The 20,829-nt window shown below is 56.1% G+C and carries 18 protein-coding genes, 1 tRNA gene and 1 pseudogene; 12 read left to right on the forward strand and 8 right to left on the reverse strand.

From position 1 onward, the window contains the following. Window positions 1-23 precede the first annotated feature (23 nt). A complete protein-coding gene (locus N7D90_RS23215) occupies window positions 24-503 on the reverse strand; it encodes a GlcG/HbpS family heme-binding protein (RefSeq protein WP_261740163.1) in 480 nt (159 codons plus the stop codon). Between the two features lie 135 nt (window positions 504-638). On the opposite strand from N7D90_RS23215, the gene N7D90_RS23220 reads away from it, so the two are divergent. The 6 genes and pseudogenes from N7D90_RS23220 (at window position 639) to N7D90_RS23245 (ending at window position 6,214) form a co-directional block, all read left to right on the forward strand. Beyond that, on the forward strand, window positions 639-1,313 hold the full coding sequence (locus N7D90_RS23220) for a heavy metal response regulator transcription factor (protein ID WP_261740164.1): 675 nt from the start codon (window positions 639-641) through the stop codon (window positions 1,311-1,313). Next, complete coding sequence (locus N7D90_RS23225; protein WP_261740165.1) at window positions 1,306-2,673, forward strand: heavy metal sensor histidine kinase; 1,368 nt, start codon at window positions 1,306-1,308, stop codon at window positions 2,671-2,673. Before N7D90_RS23220 ends, N7D90_RS23225 begins: the two co-directional genes overlap by 8 nt. Before the next feature lie 173 nt (window positions 2,674-2,846). Continuing rightward, window positions 2,847-2,922: transfer RNA gene (locus tag N7D90_RS23230), tRNA-Thr, on the forward strand. 149 nt (window positions 2,923-3,071) lie between these two features. Continuing rightward, window positions 3,072-4,045 (forward strand): annotated as a pseudogene (locus N7D90_RS23235) (phage integrase central domain-containing protein). Between the two features lie 904 nt (window positions 4,046-4,949). Then, a complete protein-coding gene (locus N7D90_RS23240; RefSeq protein WP_261740166.1) occupies window positions 4,950-5,930 on the forward strand; it encodes an integrase domain-containing protein in 981 nt (326 codons plus the stop codon). Further along, the gene (locus tag N7D90_RS23245; RefSeq protein ID WP_261740167.1) at window positions 5,927-6,214 is read left to right on the forward strand and encodes a hypothetical protein; all 288 of its coding nucleotides are present in this window, start codon (window positions 5,927-5,929) and stop codon (window positions 6,212-6,214) included. The genes N7D90_RS23240 and N7D90_RS23245 overlap by 4 nt, the downstream gene beginning before the upstream one ends. Window positions 6,215-6,239: 25 nt before the next feature. Here the strand turns inward: N7D90_RS23245 and N7D90_RS23250 are convergent, their stop codons facing one another. The 4 genes from N7D90_RS23250 to N7D90_RS23265 form a co-directional block, all read right to left on the reverse strand. Beyond that, on the reverse strand, window positions 6,240-7,829 hold the full coding sequence (locus N7D90_RS23250; RefSeq protein ID WP_261740168.1) for a DUF6119 family protein: 1,590 nt from the start codon (window positions 7,827-7,829) through the stop codon (window positions 6,240-6,242). A gap of 444 nt (window positions 7,830-8,273) precedes the next feature. Continuing rightward, window positions 8,274-9,143, reverse strand: coding sequence for a GyrI-like domain-containing protein (locus tag N7D90_RS23255; protein ID WP_261740169.1), 870 nt, complete (start codon window positions 9,141-9,143; stop codon window positions 8,274-8,276). A gap of 537 nt (window positions 9,144-9,680) precedes the next feature. Further along, window positions 9,681-10,091 carry a type II toxin-antitoxin system HicB family antitoxin gene (locus N7D90_RS23260; protein WP_261740170.1) on the reverse strand — a complete coding sequence of 137 codons (411 nt, stop codon included), beginning with the start codon at window positions 10,089-10,091 and terminating at the stop codon, window positions 9,681-9,683. Continuing rightward, window positions 10,088-10,285 carry a type II toxin-antitoxin system HicA family toxin gene (locus N7D90_RS23265; protein ID WP_261740171.1) on the reverse strand — a complete coding sequence of 66 codons (198 nt, stop codon included), beginning with the start codon at window positions 10,283-10,285 and terminating at the stop codon, window positions 10,088-10,090. Before N7D90_RS23265 ends, N7D90_RS23260 begins: the two co-directional genes overlap by 4 nt. Before the next feature lie 278 nt (window positions 10,286-10,563). Here N7D90_RS23265 and N7D90_RS23270 point away from each other — a divergent pair, with 278 nt between their 5' ends. The 6 genes from N7D90_RS23270 (at window position 10,564) to dsdC (ending at window position 18,609) form a co-directional block, all read left to right on the forward strand. Beyond that, window positions 10,564-11,064, forward strand: coding sequence for a sigma-70 family RNA polymerase sigma factor (locus N7D90_RS23270; RefSeq protein WP_261740172.1), 501 nt, complete (start codon window positions 10,564-10,566; stop codon window positions 11,062-11,064). Beyond that, window positions 11,064-12,011, forward strand: a complete 948-nt coding sequence (locus N7D90_RS23275; RefSeq protein ID WP_261740173.1) for a FecR domain-containing protein — start codon at window positions 11,064-11,066, stop codon at window positions 12,009-12,011. Before N7D90_RS23270 ends, N7D90_RS23275 begins: the two co-directional genes overlap by 1 nt. 112 nt (window positions 12,012-12,123) lie before the next feature. Beyond that, window positions 12,124-14,562, forward strand: a complete 2,439-nt coding sequence (locus N7D90_RS23280; RefSeq protein ID WP_261740174.1) for a TonB-dependent siderophore receptor — start codon at window positions 12,124-12,126, stop codon at window positions 14,560-14,562. A 232-nt stretch (window positions 14,563-14,794) separates the two neighbouring features. Continuing rightward, a complete protein-coding gene (locus N7D90_RS23285) occupies window positions 14,795-16,135 on the forward strand; it encodes a GntP family permease (protein ID WP_261740175.1) in 1,341 nt (446 codons plus the stop codon). 43 nt (window positions 16,136-16,178) lie between these two features. Then, window positions 16,179-17,525 (forward strand): D-serine ammonia-lyase, encoded by a 1,347-nt coding sequence (gene dsdA / locus N7D90_RS23290; RefSeq protein WP_261740176.1) that lies wholly within the window; start codon window positions 16,179-16,181, stop codon window positions 17,523-17,525. A 133-nt stretch (window positions 17,526-17,658) separates the two neighbouring features. Then, window positions 17,659-18,609 (forward strand): DNA-binding transcriptional regulator DsdC, encoded by a 951-nt coding sequence (gene dsdC, locus N7D90_RS23295; protein WP_261740177.1) that lies wholly within the window; start codon window positions 17,659-17,661, stop codon window positions 18,607-18,609. A 33-nt stretch (window positions 18,610-18,642) separates the two neighbouring features. Here dsdC and N7D90_RS23300 read toward each other — a convergent pair whose 3' ends face one another. The 3 genes from N7D90_RS23300 to N7D90_RS23310 all read right to left on the reverse strand — a co-directional run bounded on the left by N7D90_RS23300 (window position 18,643) and on the right by N7D90_RS23310 (window position 20,807). Further along, complete coding sequence (locus N7D90_RS23300) at window positions 18,643-18,948, reverse strand: helix-turn-helix domain-containing protein (RefSeq protein ID WP_261740178.1); 306 nt, start codon at window positions 18,946-18,948, stop codon at window positions 18,643-18,645. Then, a complete protein-coding gene (locus N7D90_RS23305) occupies window positions 18,941-19,306 on the reverse strand; it encodes a type II toxin-antitoxin system RelE/ParE family toxin (protein ID WP_261742515.1) in 366 nt (121 codons plus the stop codon). The genes N7D90_RS23300 and N7D90_RS23305 overlap by 8 nt, the downstream gene beginning before the upstream one ends. Window positions 19,307-19,523: 217 nt before the next feature. After that, a complete protein-coding gene (locus tag N7D90_RS23310; RefSeq protein WP_261740179.1) occupies window positions 19,524-20,807 on the reverse strand; it encodes an OprD family porin in 1,284 nt (427 codons plus the stop codon). Between the last annotated feature and the right edge of the window lie 22 nt (window positions 20,808-20,829).

Raw genomic sequence — 20,829 nt, forward strand, 5'->3', positions numbered from 1 at the left:
CTGTTGGTTAAAAAACAATCAATTCAGCGTTGAATTGTCAGGCCAATCTGTTGCGCGGCCTTTAGCGCACAGGCTTCGTCCTGCTCAGCACCTCCGGCCCCGGCCACGCCCATTGCGCCCACCAGTTCGCCCTCGGCAAACAGCGGCACACCGCCGCCCAGCAACAACAGTTCAGCGATGGTATTGAGGTTGCTCGCTTCAGGATTGCTGCGCGCTCGCTCGGCAAACAACCGGGTCGGCGTTTTGCTCGACAGCGCAGTCCAGGCTTTGCGCTGGCTGGCCAGCAGGTTGTGCAGGCCAACGTCCTCCGGGCGCATCGCCACCAGCACATTGCCACCGCGATCAAGCACGCTCAGCGCACCTGTGCAGTGCTTGAGCGTGGCATCGGCTAACTGCCGGGCAGTGGCCAGGTCCAGATCGGCATGACGCGCCAGATTCGGCGCCGCATGGGCGGCACTGGCAACGCCAACGGCAGTCCATAACAACAAGGTTTTCAGCATCATCGGCAAGCTCCTGTACGAATGCGTCCACCTTAACCAGCGACCCTCGTCAGAACCCCGTCAGTTGCATTACAAGTTTGTAATAGGCAACACCCGCGAAGGCGCCTAGCCTGTGCAGACGATTGATCGAGGTGTGCGATGCGTTTGTTAGTGGTTGAAGACGAAGCCAAGACGGCAGATTTCCTGGCCAAGGGCCTCAAGGAATCAGGCTTTGCAGTGGATGTGGCGCTGAACGGGCTGGACGGCCGTTACTTTGTCGAGCAACAGGAATACGACCTGATCATCCTCGACGTGATGCTGCCGGGGCTCAATGGCTGGCAATTGCTGCAACTGATTCGCCAGCGCAGCGCCACGCCGGTGCTGTTTTTGACCGCCAGGGATGCCATCGAAGACCGCGTGCGCGGCCTCGAACTGGGTGCCGACGATTATCTGCTCAAGCCCTTCGCCTTTGCCGAGTTGCTCGCCCGGGTGCGCACCTTGCTGCGCCGTGGCCCCATGCGCGAGGCCGAGGCATACACCATTGCCGATCTTGAAATTGATGTGCTGCGCCGCCGGGTCAGCCGGGGCGGCCAGCGCATCAGCCTGACCAACAAGGAATTTGCGCTGCTGCAACTGCTGGCCAGCCGTCAGGGCGAAGTTTTGTCGCGCACCTTGATCGCTTCGCAGGTCTGGAACCTCAACTTCGACAGCGACACCAACATGGTCGAAGTCGCCGTGCGCCGCTTGCGCTCCAAGGTCGACGACCCGTATATGCCCAAACTGATCCACACCGTGCGCGGCGTCGGCTATCAGTTGGAAGCACCCGATGAGTAAATCCATCGCCTGGCGCCTCGCGCTGGCGATTGCCCTGACCTGTGCGTTGGTGCTGAGTGTGATCGGGGTATTTCTGTATCGCTCCCTGGCCTCGGAGTTGGCGTTTCGTGATGACCAGGCGCTGCTCGGGCGCCTTGAGCAAGTCCGCGCCCTGCTGCATGACAGCGACAGCCTCGAAGCCCTGCAAGAGCGCCCGCGTTTGTACCAGAACATGCTGGGCAACCTGGACAGCGTGTTGCTGGTCAAACGGGCAGATGGCAGCCCGTTGATCGCCATCAACCCGCATCAACAGGACGTGCCGGATATGCCGCCTATCGCTCAGGACCGGGCACCGCAGCGCACGGATATCAAAACCCTGGACGCGACAGTGCTGCTTGCCGGTATGGCTCGAGGCCCGGCTGATGAAATCCTCAGCGTGACGGTAGGCAAGCGCCTGGATGAGCGTGAGCAGATGCTCGCCAGTTACCGCATGCGCTTGTACATGGCAGCAGGGTTGGGCACATTGCTGGCCTTCGGACTTGGCTTACTGCTGTTACGCCGAGGCCTCACGCCACTGCGCGAACTGGCACAGGCCATGCGCCATATCGACCCACGCAGCCTTGACCGGCGCATGCCCACCGAAGCCATACCAACCGAGCTCAAAGAACCAGTGCAGGCACTCAACGCCATGCTCGCGCGGCTCGAAGACAGCTTTGCGCGCCTGTCGCAGTTCTCCGCCGACCTGGCCCATGAAATCCGCACACCGCTGCACAACCTGCTGGGCAGCAACAGCCTGGCCCTGAACCAGTCGCGCAGCCCGGCCGAGTATCAAGAAGTGCTGGCGTCGAATATCGAAGAGTACGAACGCCTCAATCGCATGGCCGAAAATCTGATGTTTCTCGCCCGCGCTGAACACGGCCAGCGCCCATTGCAGCTACAAGCGCTGGACCTTCGCGAGGTCGGCGATGGGCTATGTGATTACTTCGAGGCGCTGGCCGAAGACCGTCAGTTGCAACTGGATAATCAGCTCAGCGGGCCGCTTGTGGCCGATCAACAACTGCTGCAACGAGCGCTGGGCAATCTGCTGGCCAATGCCGTGCGCCATGCTCAAGCAGGTTCTACCGTGCGCTTGCTCCGCCATGACGATGCCGGGTTTTGCTGGATCGGAGTGCACAACCTTGGCCCGGCGATTGAGGCGCAGCATCTGGGCAAGCTGTTCGACCGTTTTTACCGGGTCGACCCGTCACGGGCACAACCTGGCGACTCCGGCGGCCTGGGGTTGGCGATTGTGCATTCGATCATGCAACTGCATGGCGGCCAGGTACGGATAAACAGTGATGACAGCGGCACGCTATTTGAGCTGGGGTTTGCATATCTTTAATGCGGTGGAACAGATGAGCGACGAAGTGTCGCCGCTGGCCAATTCAGTGAAAATTCGGCTCACCGCCGACTACCTGCGCTAATTTTTCAACGAGCCCCAGCCAGAATCGTGAAAATAGTCTGTTATCAGGGGTTTACAAGCGCAAACATCCGGGTATACTCGTCGCCCATAACGCCGGTATAGCTCAGTTGGTAGAGCAACTGACTTGTAATCAGTAGGTCCCGAGTTCGACTCTTGGTGCCGGCACCACATTAGGTTTCATAGACAGTCAGCACAGTCTTTGAAACCCCCGAAAACCCGCCTTCTGGCGGGTTTTTTCGTTTTGGGGTTCTTTCGGGTTACTTCAAAACCTAATAAATATAGGGGTCAGGTCATTCGATAAAGGCCCTAGTACCCTTATGTCTCGCACCACTGCCCCGCCCTCCGATTCTGCTTACCGCTCAGCCAAGCCCATCGACAGCGTCTAAAAGCTTTTTGACGGCGATGGCTTCTACCTTCCAGTCCAACCCAATGGCCGCAAAGGGTGGCGGCTCCGTTACGTCAAACCTGACGGACGGAAATGTCGGCCAAGTGGGCACCAGACCATTCCAAGACAGTGATGAGCCGCCTCAAAACCCACGTATTCCCGCTGATCGGCGCAAGCGCCATTGTTGATCTCGACACCCATGACCTTATGCAGCCCTTGGAAGCGATCAAGAAGCGCGGAACGATCGACGTTGCTTTAAGGGTACAAAACTACCTGCAGAGCATCATGCGCGAGGCAAAGCGCCTCCGGCTTATCACCATAAACCCTGCTTACGATCTCGAAGGCTCGATCAAAGCCCCGCGGGTGGTACATCGCCCCGCCCTACCCTTATCGCGACTGCCGGAACTACAGGAGCGGATCGACACCTATAAAGGCCGGGCACTTACCCGTCTGACGGTGATGCTGTCACTGCATATGTTTGTACGATCCAGCGAGCTGCGTTTCGCCCGCTGGAGCGAGTTCGACCTGGTGTTTGCAGGCGATGCCAAACCCTGGAGGCCCATGTCCGAAAACACTGTGAACAACGCGCTTCGGACGATGGGATACGACACCAACACCGATATCTGCGGGCATGGGTTTCGTTCGATAGCCTTCAGCGCACTGATCGAGTCAGGATTGTGGTCGGAGACAGCTATTGAACGGCAGATGAGCCACAAGGAGCGCAACAACGTCCGCGCCGCTTACATCCACAAGGCCGAGTTCATCGAGGAGCGCAGGCTGATCATGAACTGGTGGAGCCGGTACCTGGAGGCCAACCGGCAGGAGCATGTCACTCCACACGAATTCGCAAACCAGACCGGAGCGAACGTCACTCGCCTAAAAGCAAAACGTGGCACAACTGAGTAAGCGCTCGGTCTTCATATCTCAGCGATCCGCTTGCCCACGCGGGTCCATCCAAGCGGGGCTGCAAAGCCGCCCCGCTTGGATGGACCTCACTTAAAAAATCTAAAGCCCACGCAAACTGTCTGTGGAAAACCACTGATTTCCACCGGTGGATAATTTCATCCACAGCCGCAGAACTCCCGAAAATTCGAGCCTTGACCCGAATTATCCACAGGCGTAGAAAAGATCGGGCAAGTGCTGTCGTTGACAGCAACCCAGGTAGCCAGAACCTTTAAGGCTACGCCACACCGTGGTGGTTCTCCCAAAGTGCGATTAGCGTCCGGCGGCTCGCACGGTCACTCACCGAGTGATGGATGCCAACTTCAGATCATTGCCATTGCGGCAAATACATCCCCTACCCAGCTGCCCTGCAGCAACCTATCCGCTTGGCCATTTCATTGCGCCAACCTGCGCCCGTCTCTTTCTTCCGGAAAGAGACGGGCGCTCCTACCGCTGCTGCAGCTCAACTCGTACAAGGCATTGCGGCATTTCCCCTCGTGACAATCGGCGTGACAAACACCGAAGTCGCCAGCAACAGCGATGCAGATTATGGTGCCGCAGACTAGTGAATGAACTGCACCTGACTGACAGTCAGGTATGCCCCGGTCATCGCCTCACTGCCCTCACCTGACTCAGGATCTCGCGGCACCGGTCTCGTCAGCCAGTGCAGCCTCCTGAGCACTTCCCAGGAAGTGCTCAGGAGGCCAGATCATGAGATGCCCAAGCTCCCGGTCGTAAAGAGCCGTCAGTCCCGCGTTAGTGGACAAACCTCACAGGTCGCAGGGGCCTTGATCCCTGATAACACTCAACATTCTTGGCGGGATGACGTGGGGATGGTTTCAAGAGTTGGCTCGAGAGGAGTTTGATCATGGGATTGGTCGGTAGAGGTGATGGGCGCAATTTTGGCTATGGCCGGCAATTGAGTTATGCCGGGCCGCAGGCGTTAAAAGACATGTTCGGCGGAGGGCATTACGGGACCGTCAAAGCGCACAGTGATCGTTGGCTGGCATTTGTACGATGGTGTCGGTCTGAGGATGGGCCCAGGCTTAACGATGCGAGGCAAATTGATTGGCGGACCTTGCTGGACTACGCCGGTCATCTGCGTCACCAAGTTGAACAAGGCGCTATCAGCATCGCCACCGCGCAAAACCGGTTGTCCAGCGTAAACCGCACCATGGCCGCACTTCGCGGTGATCAGTATGTGAAAGTGCCGAGTCCGAGCAAGACGCTGGGAATGCGGCGGAACAGTGTTCGTCGCTCGGTGCCGCAAGGCCAAGACCGCGAACACGTGAAGCGCATCGTCGACGTGCTCTGCGAACACCAAATGCCGCGCGCGGCGGCCATCGTCCAGTTGGCGCGAGCCACCGGCATGCGCTTGCGCGAGGCCATCTTGGCCGACCTTTCGCGCCTGCGAAGAGAGGCCGAACACTACGACAAGATCAACATCCAGGATGGCACTAAAGGTGGCCGCGGCGGCGCAACCGCGCCTCGTTGGATCAGGGTGGATGACCACATTCGCGAAGCGCTTAAATTTGCAGAACAGGTATCGCCTGCGGGTGGCCGCAACCTGATTGCACTAAGCGAAAATTACTTAAGTGTTCTGCGGGAAGTCATCCGTCCGGCACGAGACGTCCTACATGCACACAACCTCAAAGGTTTTCATGAGCTACGGGCGGCGTACGCGTGTGAACGCTATGAGCGGATCACGAATCACCGCGCGCCGATCAACGGCGGGGAATGTTGCGGGATCAATCGGTGCCTTGACCGCGAGGCCCGACGACAAATCAGCTACGAATTGGGGCACGGTAGGATTGATGTGGTTGCAGCCTACATCGGGGGGCGGACATGAGTAAGCCCTTCGATATGGAACTGTTCTTGGCTGCGGTGCTGACGGGGTCGTATGCAACACGGCAACGCCATTTGCGTCAAGCGAAGCTTATTCAAATGGAGATTGCAGAGCGTTGGCAGCGAAAGACGCCGTGGGCTTGGCAGAGAAAACATGTCGCATGGTTCTTAGATCATCGCCTGACCCGGCGCAGTAAGGCGACGAAGTATTATTACTTTTTGACAGTACGGCTGCTCGTCCGTCGTTTAGAAAGATCATGGGTATTCAATCACTTAGCGGACACCTGAATTGATACCCACACTAACTGCATATTTAGATTACGTGTTTGGATATGTATATCTTTGGCTTCAATCCGAATCCTTTGACAAGCTTGTGCCATGATTCCACAGCCAGAAGGAACTGAATGGAGTTGTAATCTGTAATCTCTCTTATGTCCCCCTCAAACACAAACCACAAGGAAGCTGTTTTGATGGACTTATCGAATTTTATTGTTTTTCTTTTGATCAACTCTACAGAGTCCTTGGATTGCTCAATATTATAAATGAGCTCAGATTTTGTCTCAGAAATTTTCACGGAAATAATCTCACCTGACTTGAATATGTCAGCAATCTCGACCCGGTACTGATTTTTCTTTTTCTTTAGCGACTGAATTAGAGTCAACTGTCGATCAAGCAATACAAATCCACGCTCACTACATATTTTCTGGTTGAAATATGCTTCTCGGTAAGTAAGCTTATCATCGACCGGTTCATTGGCGGCAATTTTTCGCTCTTTCTCGGCTTTCCAATTCTGAAAATCCGCTTCTACTAAATCCTCCTCAATAACTACATCAATACTTTCCAAGGAACGCTTTAGATAATCCATAAAAGTCTGATTGAAAACAAACCACTCCCCACTTTTCAGAAAGTAATCTGCACCATCGAAGGATATCGGGAAATCCAGCAGCTCTTTAAGTGGCTTAGTAAAAGCCCCAGAATCCTCATTCTTAAACTGAACGGAGAGCTCATTAATATTTGTAATCCCTGCATGATCTCGAATGAACTCCGAGACATTAACAATATCAAGCGTATTCCCTAAATCCTTGCGATAAATGTCATCTGCAGTTCTTGCTGAAATTCGATAATCGTAGTCATGAAAACTAAAGCATATTGCAACTCCGTGCACTTGGAATTCTTGAATGGCAACGCCTCCCTCCCCACGTTTCAAGCTCTCAAACGCAACAGCATCCAGTTCAGCGCCCAACTCATCTGTCACAGCCTCTAATTTAGGCAAGTGGATAATTTTGTCGTCCTGGTAACTTCTTTCGATTTGCTCGAAGATTTCTGACAACTCGAGTGGTGCCTTATCCATGTCCATTTGGATGGAGTCTGCAAATATAATATTACGTTTCCCCCAGACATCTTTGTCTGCTGCTTTTAGCTTGAGATGATCAACTGATTCGCCCGGCTCGTAGCTATCAATCTGAAATTGTTGGTACGACGAAACATCCTGTCTTTTAGTACCCGTAAAATAGCGGCTTTTCTTCAGGAGGATTGAGTTTTCGTCCGCCATGCGGATAGCCAAGTCAATGCCAAAATCAAGCTGAATAAACTTAGACAGATAAAAATGCGACTTCCCCAAACTGACCGCATAGATCGTTTCAGGCTGGGCTGTATGTTGACAAAGCAACATCCCAAAATTGAAAATATTTTTAGGCGCTGGCAAACCATCTTTAAAGAAGGTTCGATACGTATCCCACCACCAAACGTCGTTCCCCGGATTAACTTCAGAATAGTAAAATGTTTTCGCGTAAGCTTGTGCAACATGAGTTTTCTGCTCAGCCAGACCTACTGCCCGGAGCTTTTCTTTGAGTTGTTCCAGCTTATGGGGTTTTACTTTGTAAATATTATAAGTATTAGCCATGCCCGCCTCCGTTGGAGTACCTTCCCTAGCGAGCACCAAAGGTGCCATTTCTGAATTTCCAACGCAATATGTGCGGGAGGTATAAGTTGGCCAATTCTCTTGTTTTCTCCGTATAGTTGCGTTTACTTGCGATACAGCTCCAGCCGTATACAAGCAACCACTTGCAAAATGCTCCCGGTTAAGATGCAAATTCGCTTGCCATTTTGGAGGGGGCGCCTTGGGGTAGTTTTAGAGGTAGAAAGCAGAGCGACTATCTGAAATTTTGTTAATAATCATAGACTTAAGATCCAGTACGACTCCTGGTGCCGGCACCATACAAAACAAAGCCCTCGCAGAAATGCGAGGGCTTTGTTGTTTCTGGGGTTGGAAACTCCCCCTAGAACCTGTCACATTGCTGCGCGGACACTCGTCAACGTCCGTCAGGGTCGAAAGCTGCTTGCTCCGCTATAGCAGCGGAACATACACATCAGTTTGCCATTGATCCTGCGGTGTCTCGGGATAGGCGCTCAGGTAATGAAAGAACAGCGGCTGGTCACGAAGTTCCTCTCCACTGGCCGGAAGCCAATCGCGGTAAATCGGATAGATCGTTTCGCCGATGTGATCCGGTGACCCCGCGTGTCGCACCACGACGCAGCGACCGCCAGGAATGACGATCTCGTGCACACCGAACTCATTCGACGCCACGGCCTCGTGAATCTCGCCGCAGATTGCGAAGCGGAATTCTTGTGGAGGTGTCGTATCGGGGTTGCCATAGGGAATGCCAAAGGTGCGACTCGATGCCACCGGCGACTGTCCGCTCTGCATACGCCACTCGATGAACTTGCATACGCTCTCATTGACGAGCCCGGCGGGTCCGCAGTGCTCAAGCGTTGCTACCCTGACTTCAGGGAATTCCACGATTCGTACTTGCATGATGATAGTCCTGGAAAAGTGAGGGATTGCGAATACCGTACTCCAGACCTGCCAGTTCGGTTCCTTCCCGAACGCACTCGGCGTCATACCGAACGCCCGCCTGAACGCCCTGCAAAATGCCTCGGGACTTTCAAAGCCGGCACCGAGTGCGGCGTCCAGTACCGAGTGATCAGCGAGGGAGGCCAGGCGATGTGCCGCGCGTCGTAGCCGCATCAGTTGCACATAACGCGAGACAGGCACTCCTACGAACGCGGTGAATTGCCGATGGAAGTGAAACGCCGAAAAGTTCGCCACATGGCTCAACGTCTTCACCGACAGGTCACCTTCGAGATTGGCATCAATGTAGGCGAGTACGGCGTTGAAGCGTTTTGTGTAAGCGAAGTTGGTCGGCATGTCAGACACTGGGAAAAGGCTCCGGGAAGTACGGTCGGCAATAGAGTCGACTATAACGGCGTGAACGCGCCTAGCCGCGTTTGCTCAAGGTGCGTTTTGGGTTGGCCAATGTGATCTCTTCCAAGGCGATGCAAAGGTCGGGGGCATCCAGGTGTCCACTTCTGACCGTCTGCTGCCTGTCGCCACGGCAGCTTTGGGCGGATACCTGCCTATTCTCTACGGAGGGGATGATCGACAACGTTCGAATTCAGGAGGTTTACTATTCCGTATGCGGCTCTGAATTACTTGCAGACCGACAACGTGCTGACATCTCAAAAATCCCGAGTTCGATTCCACCTAACGCCATAACTAGCTGATTTATTTATAGTTACTAGTTGGGGTACGCCGAATTTTCCAGCGAACTCCAGACACCCGAAAAACCTGGTCTCCCCGAAACATACCGTTCGTCTGGTGCCGCACCATACGCAACACCGAAAGAGGCTCACCGCAAGGTGGGCCTTTTTTGTTTCCGGGGTTTGGAGAAAGCCAAAGCGCCCTCTCCCACCATCAGAAAACCTGAATGCTCAGCTCGCGCAAGGCAGCTGTCGCTAAAAACCCGGAGCGTGACGCATAGCGATGGTCCTTGCTGACTCGCTCATCAATGCGCAGCAGCAGGTTTTCAGGCAAGGAAGCGTTGAAGCGGACCGACTTCCCGAGATAGGGCGTCAAATCAAAGTCCACAACTGCCCAAATCCCGCCGACATAATCCGGATTGTCCAGATGAGCGTCCACATCCTTGGCCTGGGGCAGCTCGCCGCCATCAGCCACAACGCCTTCCAGATGCAAAGCCAGCGCCTCCAGCACGTTATCCAACGCTTGTGAAAAAGTGCTGCCTGCCGAGAAGCAGCCCGGCACATCAGGCACCGTCACGCTGAATTCGGAATCAGCGTCTTTATGTAATACCACTGGGAATTTCATGACCGTAACTCTCCTTTGAGACCTGCGGATTTGAGAATGTTGTGCAGCGTCCCTTTCGCGATTTCAGCCTTGGGATGTGGAACCGTTACCCGGCCAGCTTTGGCTGGATGCTTGAACTGATGGTGACTGCCCTTCACTGCTATCTCAAACCATCCATCCGCGATCAGCAATTCAATAAGCTCACGACTACGCACGCCACCACCCCTGCATTGTTGTGTACGTTACACACCATCGAACGATGATGCAATTAACTAGTACACACACTACACACAGAAAATTGCGAGTGATTTGAAGTTGTGTTACACGCTGTGCTTTCGAACGATTCGGCTGTTGTCTTGAGTCCGCAGAAAAAGCGTGAAACCAGCAGTTCTTAAACATGCCAGCCATCCCCAACAAAGACCCACCCCTTGCATAAACACTCTGCCATCACAATAATGCGACTGATTACCAATTACACCTTGGTGACATTATTATGTCGGCGCTCGATCATTCAGTACTTCATCGGTTGTACAGCGAACACAACGGTTGGCTAAAAGGCTGGCTGCGCATGCGGCTGGGCAACGCGGCGGATGCTTCTGATCTGGCCCAGGACACGTTCCTGCGGGTCATGACCGCCCGCCATGACACCCCCATTCGCGAGCCACGAGGCTATTTGAGCGCCATTGCCCGTTCACTGCTGATCGACAAAGTACGTCGGCGCACCATTGAGCAGGCGTATTTGCAGGCGCTGGCCCTCAAGCCGGAACCCGTGGATATATCTCCAGAAATACGCCTTTCAATTATCGAGACACTGATTTCGATCGACGCCTTGCTCGATGATCTGGGTAGCAGGACCCGGGAAATTTTCCTCGCGGTGCAGCTCGAAGGCTTGACCTACGTGGCTGTCGCCGAACGTTTCGAGGTGTCGGTCACCACGGTGAAAAATCATTTGATTCGCGCCATGACCCGCTGTCTGTTGCTGGTCGAGAACTGATGCCCAGCACACCGGATTTCAACATGCTTGAAGCCGCTGCCACCTGGTATGTGCAACTTAATGACGGCACCGTCAGCGAGGCACGCACCCAAGCCTGGCAAGCATGGCTGACGTCCTGCCCGCAACACGCCGCGGCCTGGGCCCGGGTCGAGAAGTTTCAAAGCCAGTGGGCCATGATCCCGCCCAAAGCGGCCCGCTCCAGTCTTGATGCGGCGAAAGCTCAACGCCGTGATGTGTTGAAAATCCTCGGCATGCTGCTGGCCGTTGGCAGCGGTACATGGTTGGCCGCTGAGCAAGTGCCGTATCGCTCGATGCTCGCCGAGCAACGCACTGGCATCCGTGAACGGCGCTCGTTGCGCCTCGACGATGGCTCGCAACTGGAGTTGAACGCCGATACGGCGCTGGATATCCACTTCGACTCCTGGCAGCGACTGATCCGCCTGCACCGCGGTGAAATTCTGGTGCAGACCGCCAAGGACCCAGACCAGCGACCCTTTATCGTACATACCGGCGACGGCAGCGTGCGTGCGCTCGGCACCCGGTTCAGCGTGCGTCAGCTGTCCGGGCAAACACGAGTCGGCGTACTGCAATCGGCAGTTGAAATTCGCCCGTACGGGCATCTCGATCAGCCCTTGCGCCTGGAGGCCGGTCAACAAGTGACGTTCAATAGCGATTCAGTCGATGAGGCGCAGGCTCTCCCTGCGGCCTCAACCGCTTGGGTGCAGGGCATGCTGAGCGTGGACGACTGGCGCTTGAGCGACTTTATCGAGGAATTGGGCCGCTATCGCCCGGGCGTGCTGCGCTGTGCAACAGCGGTGCAGGAATTACGCATCTCGGGGGCATTTCGTATCGATGACACCGAAACGGTGCTGGAGAACCTGAGCAAGACCTTACCGGTGAAGGTTCGTTTCCTGACCCGCTACTGGGCCAGCATCGAACCGGCATAAGCTCAGGCCCATGTGGTTTGAATTTTAACCTTGCTGATTTCGATTCTCATCCGTCAATGACATAAGCCGCGACTACAGCGCGTTTGTGCCATGACCACGCAAGGATCACCGAATGCCCCCGCTCCCCCTCAATGCCACAACCAAAATAACGCGCGCTGTTCGCCTGGCGGTCTTTGGCGCGTCCCTCGCCAGCCTGTCCGGTCTGGCACTGATACCCACTCAAGTATCGGCGCAAAGCCAGACCGCTTACCGGATTGCCCCAGGCCCGCTGGGTAATGCCCTTACCCAATTTGGCGTGCAGGCAGGGGTGACGATTTCGTTCGACACTGAGCAGGCCCGTCACCTCACGACGGGTGGCCTTGAAGGCTCATTCAGCGTCGAGGAAGGGCTGGACCGCTTGCTCGCCAACAGCGGCTTGCACGCCGAGCGCCAGAGCAATGGGGGCTACGTGCTTGTCGCCAGCGGCACTGACGCAACGCTGGAACTAGGGGCCACTCAAGTCATCACAAACCAGTTGGGTACGGTCACCGAAGGCACCGGTTCCTACACGCCGGGGGCCATTGCCACGGCCACCCGTCTGGTGCTGACACCCCGCGAAACGCCGCAATCGATCAGCGTTATCACCCGTCAGCACATGGATGACTTCGCCCTCGACAATGTCGACGATGTGATGCGCCATACCCCCGGCATTACCGTATCGGCCTATGACACTGACCGGACCAACTACTACTCCCGTGGTTTTTCGATCAATAACTTCCAGTACGACGGTATTCCCTCAGCCGTACGCAACGTCGCCTATTCGGCGGGTAACACCCTGAGCGACATGGCGATTTATGACCGTATCGAGGTGCTCAAGGGCGCCTCCGGCCTGCTCAGCGGGGCGGGTTCGCTAGGGGGCACCATTAACCTGGTGCGCAAGAAGCCCACCAGCGATTTTCACGGCCATATCACCACAGGCGCTGGCTCCTGGGACAACTACCGCACTGAAGTGGACCTCAGTGGTCCGTTGACCGAAACCGGTAATGTGCGCGGTCGCGCGGTGGCGGCCTACCAGGACCGGCAGTCGTATATCGACCGCTACTCGAACCAGAGTTCGGTGTTCTACGGCATCCTCGAAGTCGACGTAACACCCGACACCTTGCTGACCGTGGGCGCCGACTACCAGGACAACAAACCCCAGGGTTCGACCTGGTCGGGCAGTTTTCCGCTCTACAACTACGCAGGCGAAATCAACAACGCCAAACGCTCGTTCAGCAACGCCACCGACTGGAGCAGTTGGCAGCAATACACCCGGACCGTGTTCGCGACCCTGGAACAGGATCTGGGCAGTGGCTGGGTGGGCAAGCTGCAACTGGACCACAAGATCAATGGTTACGACGCCCAGCTGGGTGCCATCCAATTCAACCAGCCTGCGGCTGATGGCACCGCCAAAATCAACGCACAGCGTTACAAGGGCGAAACCACCAGCGACGCGGCCGACCTTTATGTCAGCGGTCCCTACGAGTTTCTCGGCCGTGAGCACGATCTGGTGCTGGGCGGCTCGATCAGCACCGCAAACTGGAAAGGCAAAGGCTACTGGGACGTAACTTTCGCCACGCCCAACCTTGTGGATTACTTCAACTGGAACGGCCACCTGGCCAAACCTGACTGGGGCAGCGCCTCGCAAATCAGCGATGACACTGTGCGCCAGACAGGCATGTACGCGACCACACGTCTGAATGTTACCGATGAGCTGAAAGTCTTTTTGGGGGGCCGGGTAGTCGACTACACCCTCACCGGTACGACCAATACCTATCGCGAGACGGGGCGTTTGATTCCCTACGCGGGCATCACCTATGACCTGACCGACTACCTGACGGCGTATGCCAGCTACACCGATGTGTTCATGCCCCAGGAGTTCTACAACCTGGATCGCAACAGCAAGATGCTTGATCCGGACGAGGGTGAAAACTATGAAATCGGTCTCAAGAGCGAGTTTTTCGATGGCCGTCTGAACGCCAGTCTGGCGTACTTTGAGGTCAAGGAAAGCAACCGCCCGATTCCTGACGATGCCTGGAACAACCTGCAACCCACCCCGCCCAACTACGCCTTCAAGGGCACTGCCGCAAAAACCAAGGGCTACGAGCTGGAAGTATCCGGCGAACTGAGTCCGGGCTGGAGCCTGCAGGCCGGATACACACACAAGGTGGTACGGGATGACACCGGTAAAAAGATCTCCACCTTTGAACCCGAAGATCAGCTCAGCTTCTACACCATCTACAAACTCAAGGGCGACCTGAACAAAGTCTCCGTGGGCGGTGGCGCACGCTGGCAGAGCACTGCCTGGCAAGAGATGTACAACAGCCCCAAGGACAGGTACGAAGATTTCTCGCAGAAGCCCTACTGGGTGGTGGACCTGATGACCCGTTATCAATTCACTAAAAACCTGTCGACCACGCTCAACGTCAACAACGTCTTCGACAAGTACTACTTCACCAATATCGGGTTCTATAACTCCGCGATTTACGGCGAGCCACGCAACTTTATGGTCACCACCCGCTGGGACTTCTGACCCTGTGGGAGCGAGCCTGTCCGCGAAGGTCTCCTGAGCTTCGCGAGCAGGCTCGCGCCCAAACCGCATCGCCCCCGCAGGGTGTTTTAACCCTCCTATAGATGACCCCACATCATCTGTCCCGTGAAAATCCATCCTTTGTCAGCTCCGCGGCCGTGCCCTCTAATTGGCGATAGCAAAGTGACGTCGATCACTTATTTCAACAATAAAAGCGCTTCCCGGAGCACCTCCTATGCACAGCGGTCCCACTCTATTGCTGGTGTTGTTTTGCGCCATCGCCCTGATCGTTTTCCTGATCGTCAAAGTCCGCGTTCATGCCTTCTTGGCCCTGACCGCTGCGAGCTTTGTGGTGGGAATCGGTTCGGGCATGCCACTGGTAAAAATTGCTTCGTCGTACGAAGCCGGTGTTGGCGGAACCCTCGGGTTTCTGGCAACGATCATTGGCCTGGGTGGGATTCTGGGCAAGATGCTGGAGGAGTCAGGCGGCGCGGAGCGTATCGCTCAAGCGTTGTTGAAGGCTTTGGGTAAAGAGCGTGCCTCGTGGGCCATGATGCTGGTCGGATTTATTGCTGGCATCCCGGTGTTTTTCGAGGTGGGATTCGTACTGCTGATTCCACTGATCTATGTGGTCGCTAAAGAAACCAGAATCAACCTTCTGTATCTGGGCGTGCCGTTGGCCGTGTCGCTGATGGCGGTTCATTGCATGTTGCCGCCGCACCCTGCCGCGATGGCGATCACCGGGATGCTGGGGGCCGATGTCGGCAAAGTAATTTTGTACGGTCTGATTGTCGCATTGCCGACCGCCATTATTGCCGGGCCACTGTGGGTCAAACTGGTGTGCAAGCCCGAAGCACCGGACTCTCAGGAAGCATTTTTGAACGAGCATTGTGATGACAGTAAAACCCGTGATTTGCCGGGCCTGGGCGTGACCCTGCTGACCATCGCCCTGCCGTTGCTGCTGATGGTCGCAAAAAGTTTCGCCGCTGGACTGCCCCATGACTCCACGGCATTCAGCGTGATTTCGTTTCTCGGCACGCCGCTGATCGCACTGTCGATTGCTGTGGTGTTCGCTTACTGGGCACTGGGCTTGCGCCGCGGCTTGTCCATGGCCGACTTGCTCACCCACACGCAAAAAAGCTTTCCTCCGTTGGCCAGCATCCTGCTGATCATTGGCGCCGGTGGCGCATTCAACGGCATCCTGATCGACAGCGGCGTGGGTAACGCGTTGTCCGCCTCGTTGACCCAATTGAATATGAACCCCATCGTTCTGGCATGGCTGGTGGCCGGTTTGATGCACTTCGCCGTCGGCTCGGCAACGGTCGCGATGATCAGCGCCGCAGGCATGGTATTGCCTATGCTGGGTGCGCACCCCACCGTGAGCAAAGAGATCATCTGTATTGCCATCGGCGCCGGTGCGATGGGCTGGACCCATGTCACGGACTCGGCTTTTTGGGTGGTCAAGGAATACCTGGGCGTATCCCTGACCGACGCGTTGAAAACCTTCACCACCGCCACTGTGCTGGCGTCGACGATCGCGCTGGGGCTGACCCTGTTGCTGTCGCACTTTGTTTGATTTAACCCGTATTTTCAGACTTATCGTTTAAAGGGACCACGTCATGATTTTGGGCAGAACACTTGAAAGCTGGTATGCCAGCTACCCTCTGATTCGCGATCTGGTCGCGCTTCAAGAGACCACTTGGTTCAATCCTGGGGTGGCGCCGGCGGCGCAGGCGCTTGGCGATACAGGCCTGACCAGTGCCGACGTGGCCAATGCCAGCGCACGCCTTGGGCGGTTTGCTGCCTACCTGCGAGTTGCCTTTCCTGAGACAGAGGGCAGTGCTGGCATTATCGAGTCGGATATCCTGCCCATGACGCATTTGCAGCCATTGCTCGGCGAGCGTTACGGGCAAAGCCTGAACGGCGCGCTGTGGCTCAAGCGCGATAGCCATCTGCCGATTTCGGGTTCGATCAAGGCCCGCGGCGGAATTTATGAAGTGCTCAAGCATGCCGAAGACCTGGCGCTGGCCGGGGGCCTGCTGACCCTCGATGACGATTACGCACTGCTGCACAGCGACAAGGCACGGGCCTTTTTCGGCCAGTACAAAATAGCCGTCGGCTCCACGGGCAACCTCGGTATGTCGATCGGCATCATGGGCGCCGCGCTGGGGTTTCAGGTGACCGTGCATATGTCGGCAGATGCGCGGCAATGGAAGAAAGACAAGCTGCGCTCCCATGGCGTAACGGTGGTCGAGTACGAAAGCGATTACAGCGTGGCCGTGGCCCAAGGCCGCCAGCAGGCAGAGTCGGACCCGGCCTGTCATTTCGTCGACGATGAAAACTCGGTCAATCTGTTCCTCGGCTACGCAGTGGCCGGTGAGCGTTTGAAGCAGCAATTGGCAGCGGCGCAGATCAGCGTCGATGCGCAACACCCCCTGTTCGTGTACCTGCCCTGTGGCGTGGGTGGTGCGCCCGGCGGCGTGGCCTTCGGTTTGAAACTGGCCTTCGCAGACGCAGTGCACTGCATCTTCGCCGAGCCGACTCACTCACCTTGCATGATGCTGGGCGTATACACCGGGCTGCACGACGAAGTCAGCGTGCAGGATTTCGGCATTGATAACGTGACCGCCGCAGATGGCCTTGCGGTGGGCCGTGCCTCTGGTTTTGTCGGCAAGGCGATGCAGCGCATGCTCGACGGCTTTTACACCGTCAGCGACGAAGAAATGTACAGCTTGCTGGCCCTGATGGAACGCAGCGAAGGTCTGCGCCTTGAGCCCTCAGCGCTGGCGGGGGTGCCCGGTATTGCCAGGGTCCAGGCCGATCAGCAAGGCTATCTGGCCCGCGCAGGTCTGGATCCACAGGCCATGAGCAACGCCACCCATCTGGTCTGGGCTACGGGCGGCAATATGGTGCCTGCTGACGAAATGGACGCCTATCTGGCCAAGGGTCGAGAGTTGCTGGGCTGATTCACGCACAAAGCGGATGTGGCAAGATGCACGCATTGCCACATCCCGCCACAAGCCGTAATGCTATGACCCCAACCGTGGGGGCGAGCAACATTACGCCTAAAGTCAGCCGTTGGCTTGAGGGACAATTTCCGTGCTTAATCTTCCTCCCCGTATCAGCTCCAGGCTCAACAGCAGCCAATTCGCCAACCTTCACACCTTTTTAGTCGCCGCTCGACATCTGAGCTTTGCCCGTGCTGCGCAGGAACTGTGTTTGACCGCCAGCGCCGTGAGCCACCGCATCAGTCGGCTGGAAGCTGCGTTGAGCATGAAGCTGTTCCAGCGTCTTACGCGTCAAGTCAGCCTGACTGACGAAGGCGAGCGAATCTTCGAAATCCTCCAGAGTGCGATGGGCGAGTTGTCCGAGGCACTAGAACAATCGTCACAGGCAGAGATCGCCGGTTCCATTGCGCTCTATGCCAGGCCTTCGGTAGCCCAATGCTGGTTGGTGCCCCGGCTGGCGGACTTTATTGAGCGCTACCCACTGGTTTCATTGGATCTGCGAGTGGGTAACGACAATGTCGATTTTCGCACGCGCAAAATTGACCTGGCCCTGTACTACGCCAATGGCGAATTCCCCGGCCTGACCAGCCAGCGATTGATGCGTGAGCGAATGGCCCCGGTGTGCAGCCCCGAATATGCGCAACGCCACAGGCTTTTGGAAAACCCGCAAAACCTGAGCAACTGCACCACCCTGCACGACTCCCTGGCCTGGGATCACGCTGCCTATGATGCCGAGTGGACCTTGTGGGCCGAACAACACAACCTGCTCGCAGCATTGCCCAAGCGCACCCTGACCTTTGACCGCTCGGACCTGAGCGTAACGGCCGCTATGAGCCACGCAGGGATCGCCATCGGGCGCCAGCAATTGGTGCAAAAACGGATTGATCGCGGCGAGCTGGTACTGCCTTTTGGTGGTTTCAGCCAATGCGGACACTACGACTATTATCTGGTCCACCCCCCGCTCAGCGTTGTGCCCAAGCGCTTGCAGGTGTTTATGAACTGGTTGCGCGAGTGCGCGCAGGAGGATGAGGCGTTTTCCTAAGGCACCGTGCTTTGGCAATCCACGAGGCCACGATTACTCGGCAAAATTCTCGATTTTTACCTGACCATCCGCAAAGGTCGCGATAATTTCCAGCTCGCCCCCCATGGCCTGAATGTAATTGCGCAAGGTGCTGATATACATGTCTGTGCGTCGCTCCATTTTGGAGACTGCGGCCTGGTTGATATGCAGCTTTTTGGCCAATGCTTCCTGACTCAACTCCTGTGCTTTTCGCAGTTCATGTAAAGGCAGCTCCTTCAAATGCTGGAGGTACAAAGCCTGCGCCTGAGCACGAGCCTCTGGAGCCATGCGAGCTTCAAGCTCAGCGAATTTTTTAGCCATTTTTTCGACCCTCTTCAAGCAGTGTTTCCAAATGTAGGTCGTACAGTTTTTGCGCAAACGGCACGTACTCTTCATACCAACGGTCATGACCGGTCTTATCGCCGCCAATCAACAGCAATGCGCAGCGGCGCGGGTCAAAGGCATAAAGCACCCGATAGGGGCGGCCCGCATGCTGCACGCGCAGCTCTCGAAGGTTCCCGTGCCGCGAACCCTTGATATCGCTGCAATGGGGGAAACGCAGTCCCGGGCCAAGCAGCCCCAGCAATTTGACGCTGGCCGCCACGCTGACTTGTTCCTTTTCACCAAGGCTCTCCCACCAATTGCCAAATTCGTCGGTGTATTCAACATCCCAGTCCATACTCAAAATATGCCACCCAAGGAATATAACCTCAAGGGAATAATGGTAAGAGTTTCAGCTACTGGCCAACTAGCCCTCGGGACAACTCAAGTGTTAGCGATGGTTTCATCTGAATGTACTCTGTCTGCAACCGTAAATTGCGACGAAAAAAAAAACGCCCCGAACCAGTCGGGGCGTTTTTATTCAGATGTCCAACCTGTTTAACAGGTCGGTAGCATCAGAAGATGCTGATCGGGTAATCAACAAATACACGGACTTCGTTACCGCCGACGTTGTAGTCGCTGGCGTTGTTCGATACGCGCAACCATGAGCCGCGCAGACGCACGCTCAGGTCTTTGACCGGGCCGCTTTGTACTACGTACTTGGCCTGGTTGAAGATTTCGCGCTCGGTACCACGGCCACGGTCGGAACCGTCGTCGATGTTGGTGCCGCGAACGTAGGCGATGTTGTAGGTCAGGCCCGGAATGCCAACGGCACCGAAGTCGAAGCCATAACCCAACTGCCACGAACGTTCGTCCTTGGCGTTGAAGTCGGACCAGTAGGAGTTGGCCAGCAGAATGGTGTTGCCGCCATCGCCCACGCCGCCTGCATTGCGGTAGCCGCCGTACGGATAGCCGATTTCGCCGGTGCTGCTCTGGTAAGCCAGCGTCACAGTGTGTGCGCCAAAGCCGTAGGTGGTTGCCAGGCTCCAGATCTTGTTGTCCTGGCCGTCAACCTTCAGCACGTCACGTGCGTAGTCTTCTTTGACGTGGGTGCGGTAGCCGTTGAAGTCAAACGTCAGCGACTGTTTGTCTTGCAGCGGGATCGCGTAGGTCACGCCCACGTATTGCTTGTTCAGCTCGTCTTCCATTTCGGAGCCGTACAGGGACGCCGACAGGTTGTCGGTGAACTTGTAGCTACCGCCGAATACGTTGATGCTTTTCAGGTCGCCGCTGTCGCGCGCTTCAGCACTTTTACGCGACTCTGCGGTGAAGCGACCCACGTTGATTTCCAGACCGTTGATCTCCTTGGAGGTCAACAGAGTGCCGGTGAAGCTTTCTGGCATCAGACGCGAGTTGTCGTACATCAGTACCGGCAGCGCAGGCATTTGATCGCCGTACTTGAGCACGGTATTGGACACGCGAAACTTCACTGCCGCGCCCGCTTTAGCGATGTCATCAGCTGCTTTGCCGCTGGCGCCTTGCTTGAAGAAGTCGATACCACCCGCGCCGCTTTTGCCACGGCCGCCATCCAGACGCAGTGCGTAAATGCCGAAAGCATCTACACCCACGCCCACGGTGCCTTGGGTGAAGCCGGAGCTGAACGTGCCGAGGAAGCCTTGGCCCCATTCAGCTTTATCCTGCTTGCCATTCTTGTAGTCACGGCTGATGTAGGCGTTGCGCGCCAATACATTGAGGTGACTGTCTTCTACAAAACCTTTTGCATCAGCTTGATCATTAGCCATGGCCTGGGTAGCACTGAGTACGCCCAAAGCGAGCAGACCTATCCGCTTGTTCAACATATTATTTTCCTTATTTCTGAAT

It is taken from the genome of Pseudomonas fragi (genome assembly GCF_025426255.1).
Lineage (GTDB): Bacteria > Pseudomonadota > Gammaproteobacteria > Pseudomonadales > Pseudomonadaceae > Aquipseudomonas > Aquipseudomonas kulmbachensis.

Excerpts from the sequence above, each read along its gene's own strand:
- N7D90_RS23215 (WP_261740163.1), bottom strand. The coding sequence starts at position 503 with ATGATGCTGAAAACCTTGTTGTTATGGACTGCCGTTGGCGTTGCCAGT.
- N7D90_RS23220 (WP_261740164.1), top strand. The coding sequence starts at position 639 with ATGCGTTTGTTAGTGGTTGAAGACGAAGCCAAGACGGCAGATTTCCTG.
- N7D90_RS23225 (WP_261740165.1), top strand. The coding sequence starts at position 1,306 with ATGAGTAAATCCATCGCCTGGCGCCTCGCGCTGGCGATTGCCCTGACC.
- N7D90_RS23240 (WP_261740166.1), top strand. The coding sequence starts at position 4,950 with ATGGGATTGGTCGGTAGAGGTGATGGGCGCAATTTTGGCTATGGCCGG.
- N7D90_RS23245 (WP_261740167.1), top strand. The coding sequence starts at position 5,927 with ATGAGTAAGCCCTTCGATATGGAACTGTTCTTGGCTGCGGTGCTGACG.
- N7D90_RS23250 (WP_261740168.1), bottom strand. The coding sequence starts at position 7,829 with ATGGCTAATACTTATAATATTTACAAAGTAAAACCCCATAAGCTGGAA.
- N7D90_RS23260 (WP_261740170.1), bottom strand. The coding sequence starts at position 10,091 with ATGAAATTCCCAGTGGTATTACATAAAGACGCTGATTCCGAATTCAGC.
- N7D90_RS23270 (WP_261740172.1), top strand. The coding sequence starts at position 10,564 with ATGTCGGCGCTCGATCATTCAGTACTTCATCGGTTGTACAGCGAACAC.
- N7D90_RS23275 (WP_261740173.1), top strand. The coding sequence starts at position 11,064 with ATGCCCAGCACACCGGATTTCAACATGCTTGAAGCCGCTGCCACCTGG.
- N7D90_RS23280 (WP_261740174.1), top strand. The coding sequence starts at position 12,124 with ATGCCCCCGCTCCCCCTCAATGCCACAACCAAAATAACGCGCGCTGTT.
- N7D90_RS23285 (WP_261740175.1), top strand. The coding sequence starts at position 14,795 with ATGCACAGCGGTCCCACTCTATTGCTGGTGTTGTTTTGCGCCATCGCC.
- dsdA (WP_261740176.1), top strand. The coding sequence starts at position 16,179 with ATGATTTTGGGCAGAACACTTGAAAGCTGGTATGCCAGCTACCCTCTG.
- N7D90_RS23300 (WP_261740178.1), bottom strand. The coding sequence starts at position 18,948 with ATGGCTAAAAAATTCGCTGAGCTTGAAGCTCGCATGGCTCCAGAGGCT.
- N7D90_RS23305 (WP_261742515.1), bottom strand. The coding sequence starts at position 19,306 with ATGGACTGGGATGTTGAATACACCGACGAATTTGGCAATTGGTGGGAG.
- N7D90_RS23310 (WP_261740179.1), bottom strand. The coding sequence starts at position 20,807 with ATGTTGAACAAGCGGATAGGTCTGCTCGCTTTGGGCGTACTCAGTGCT.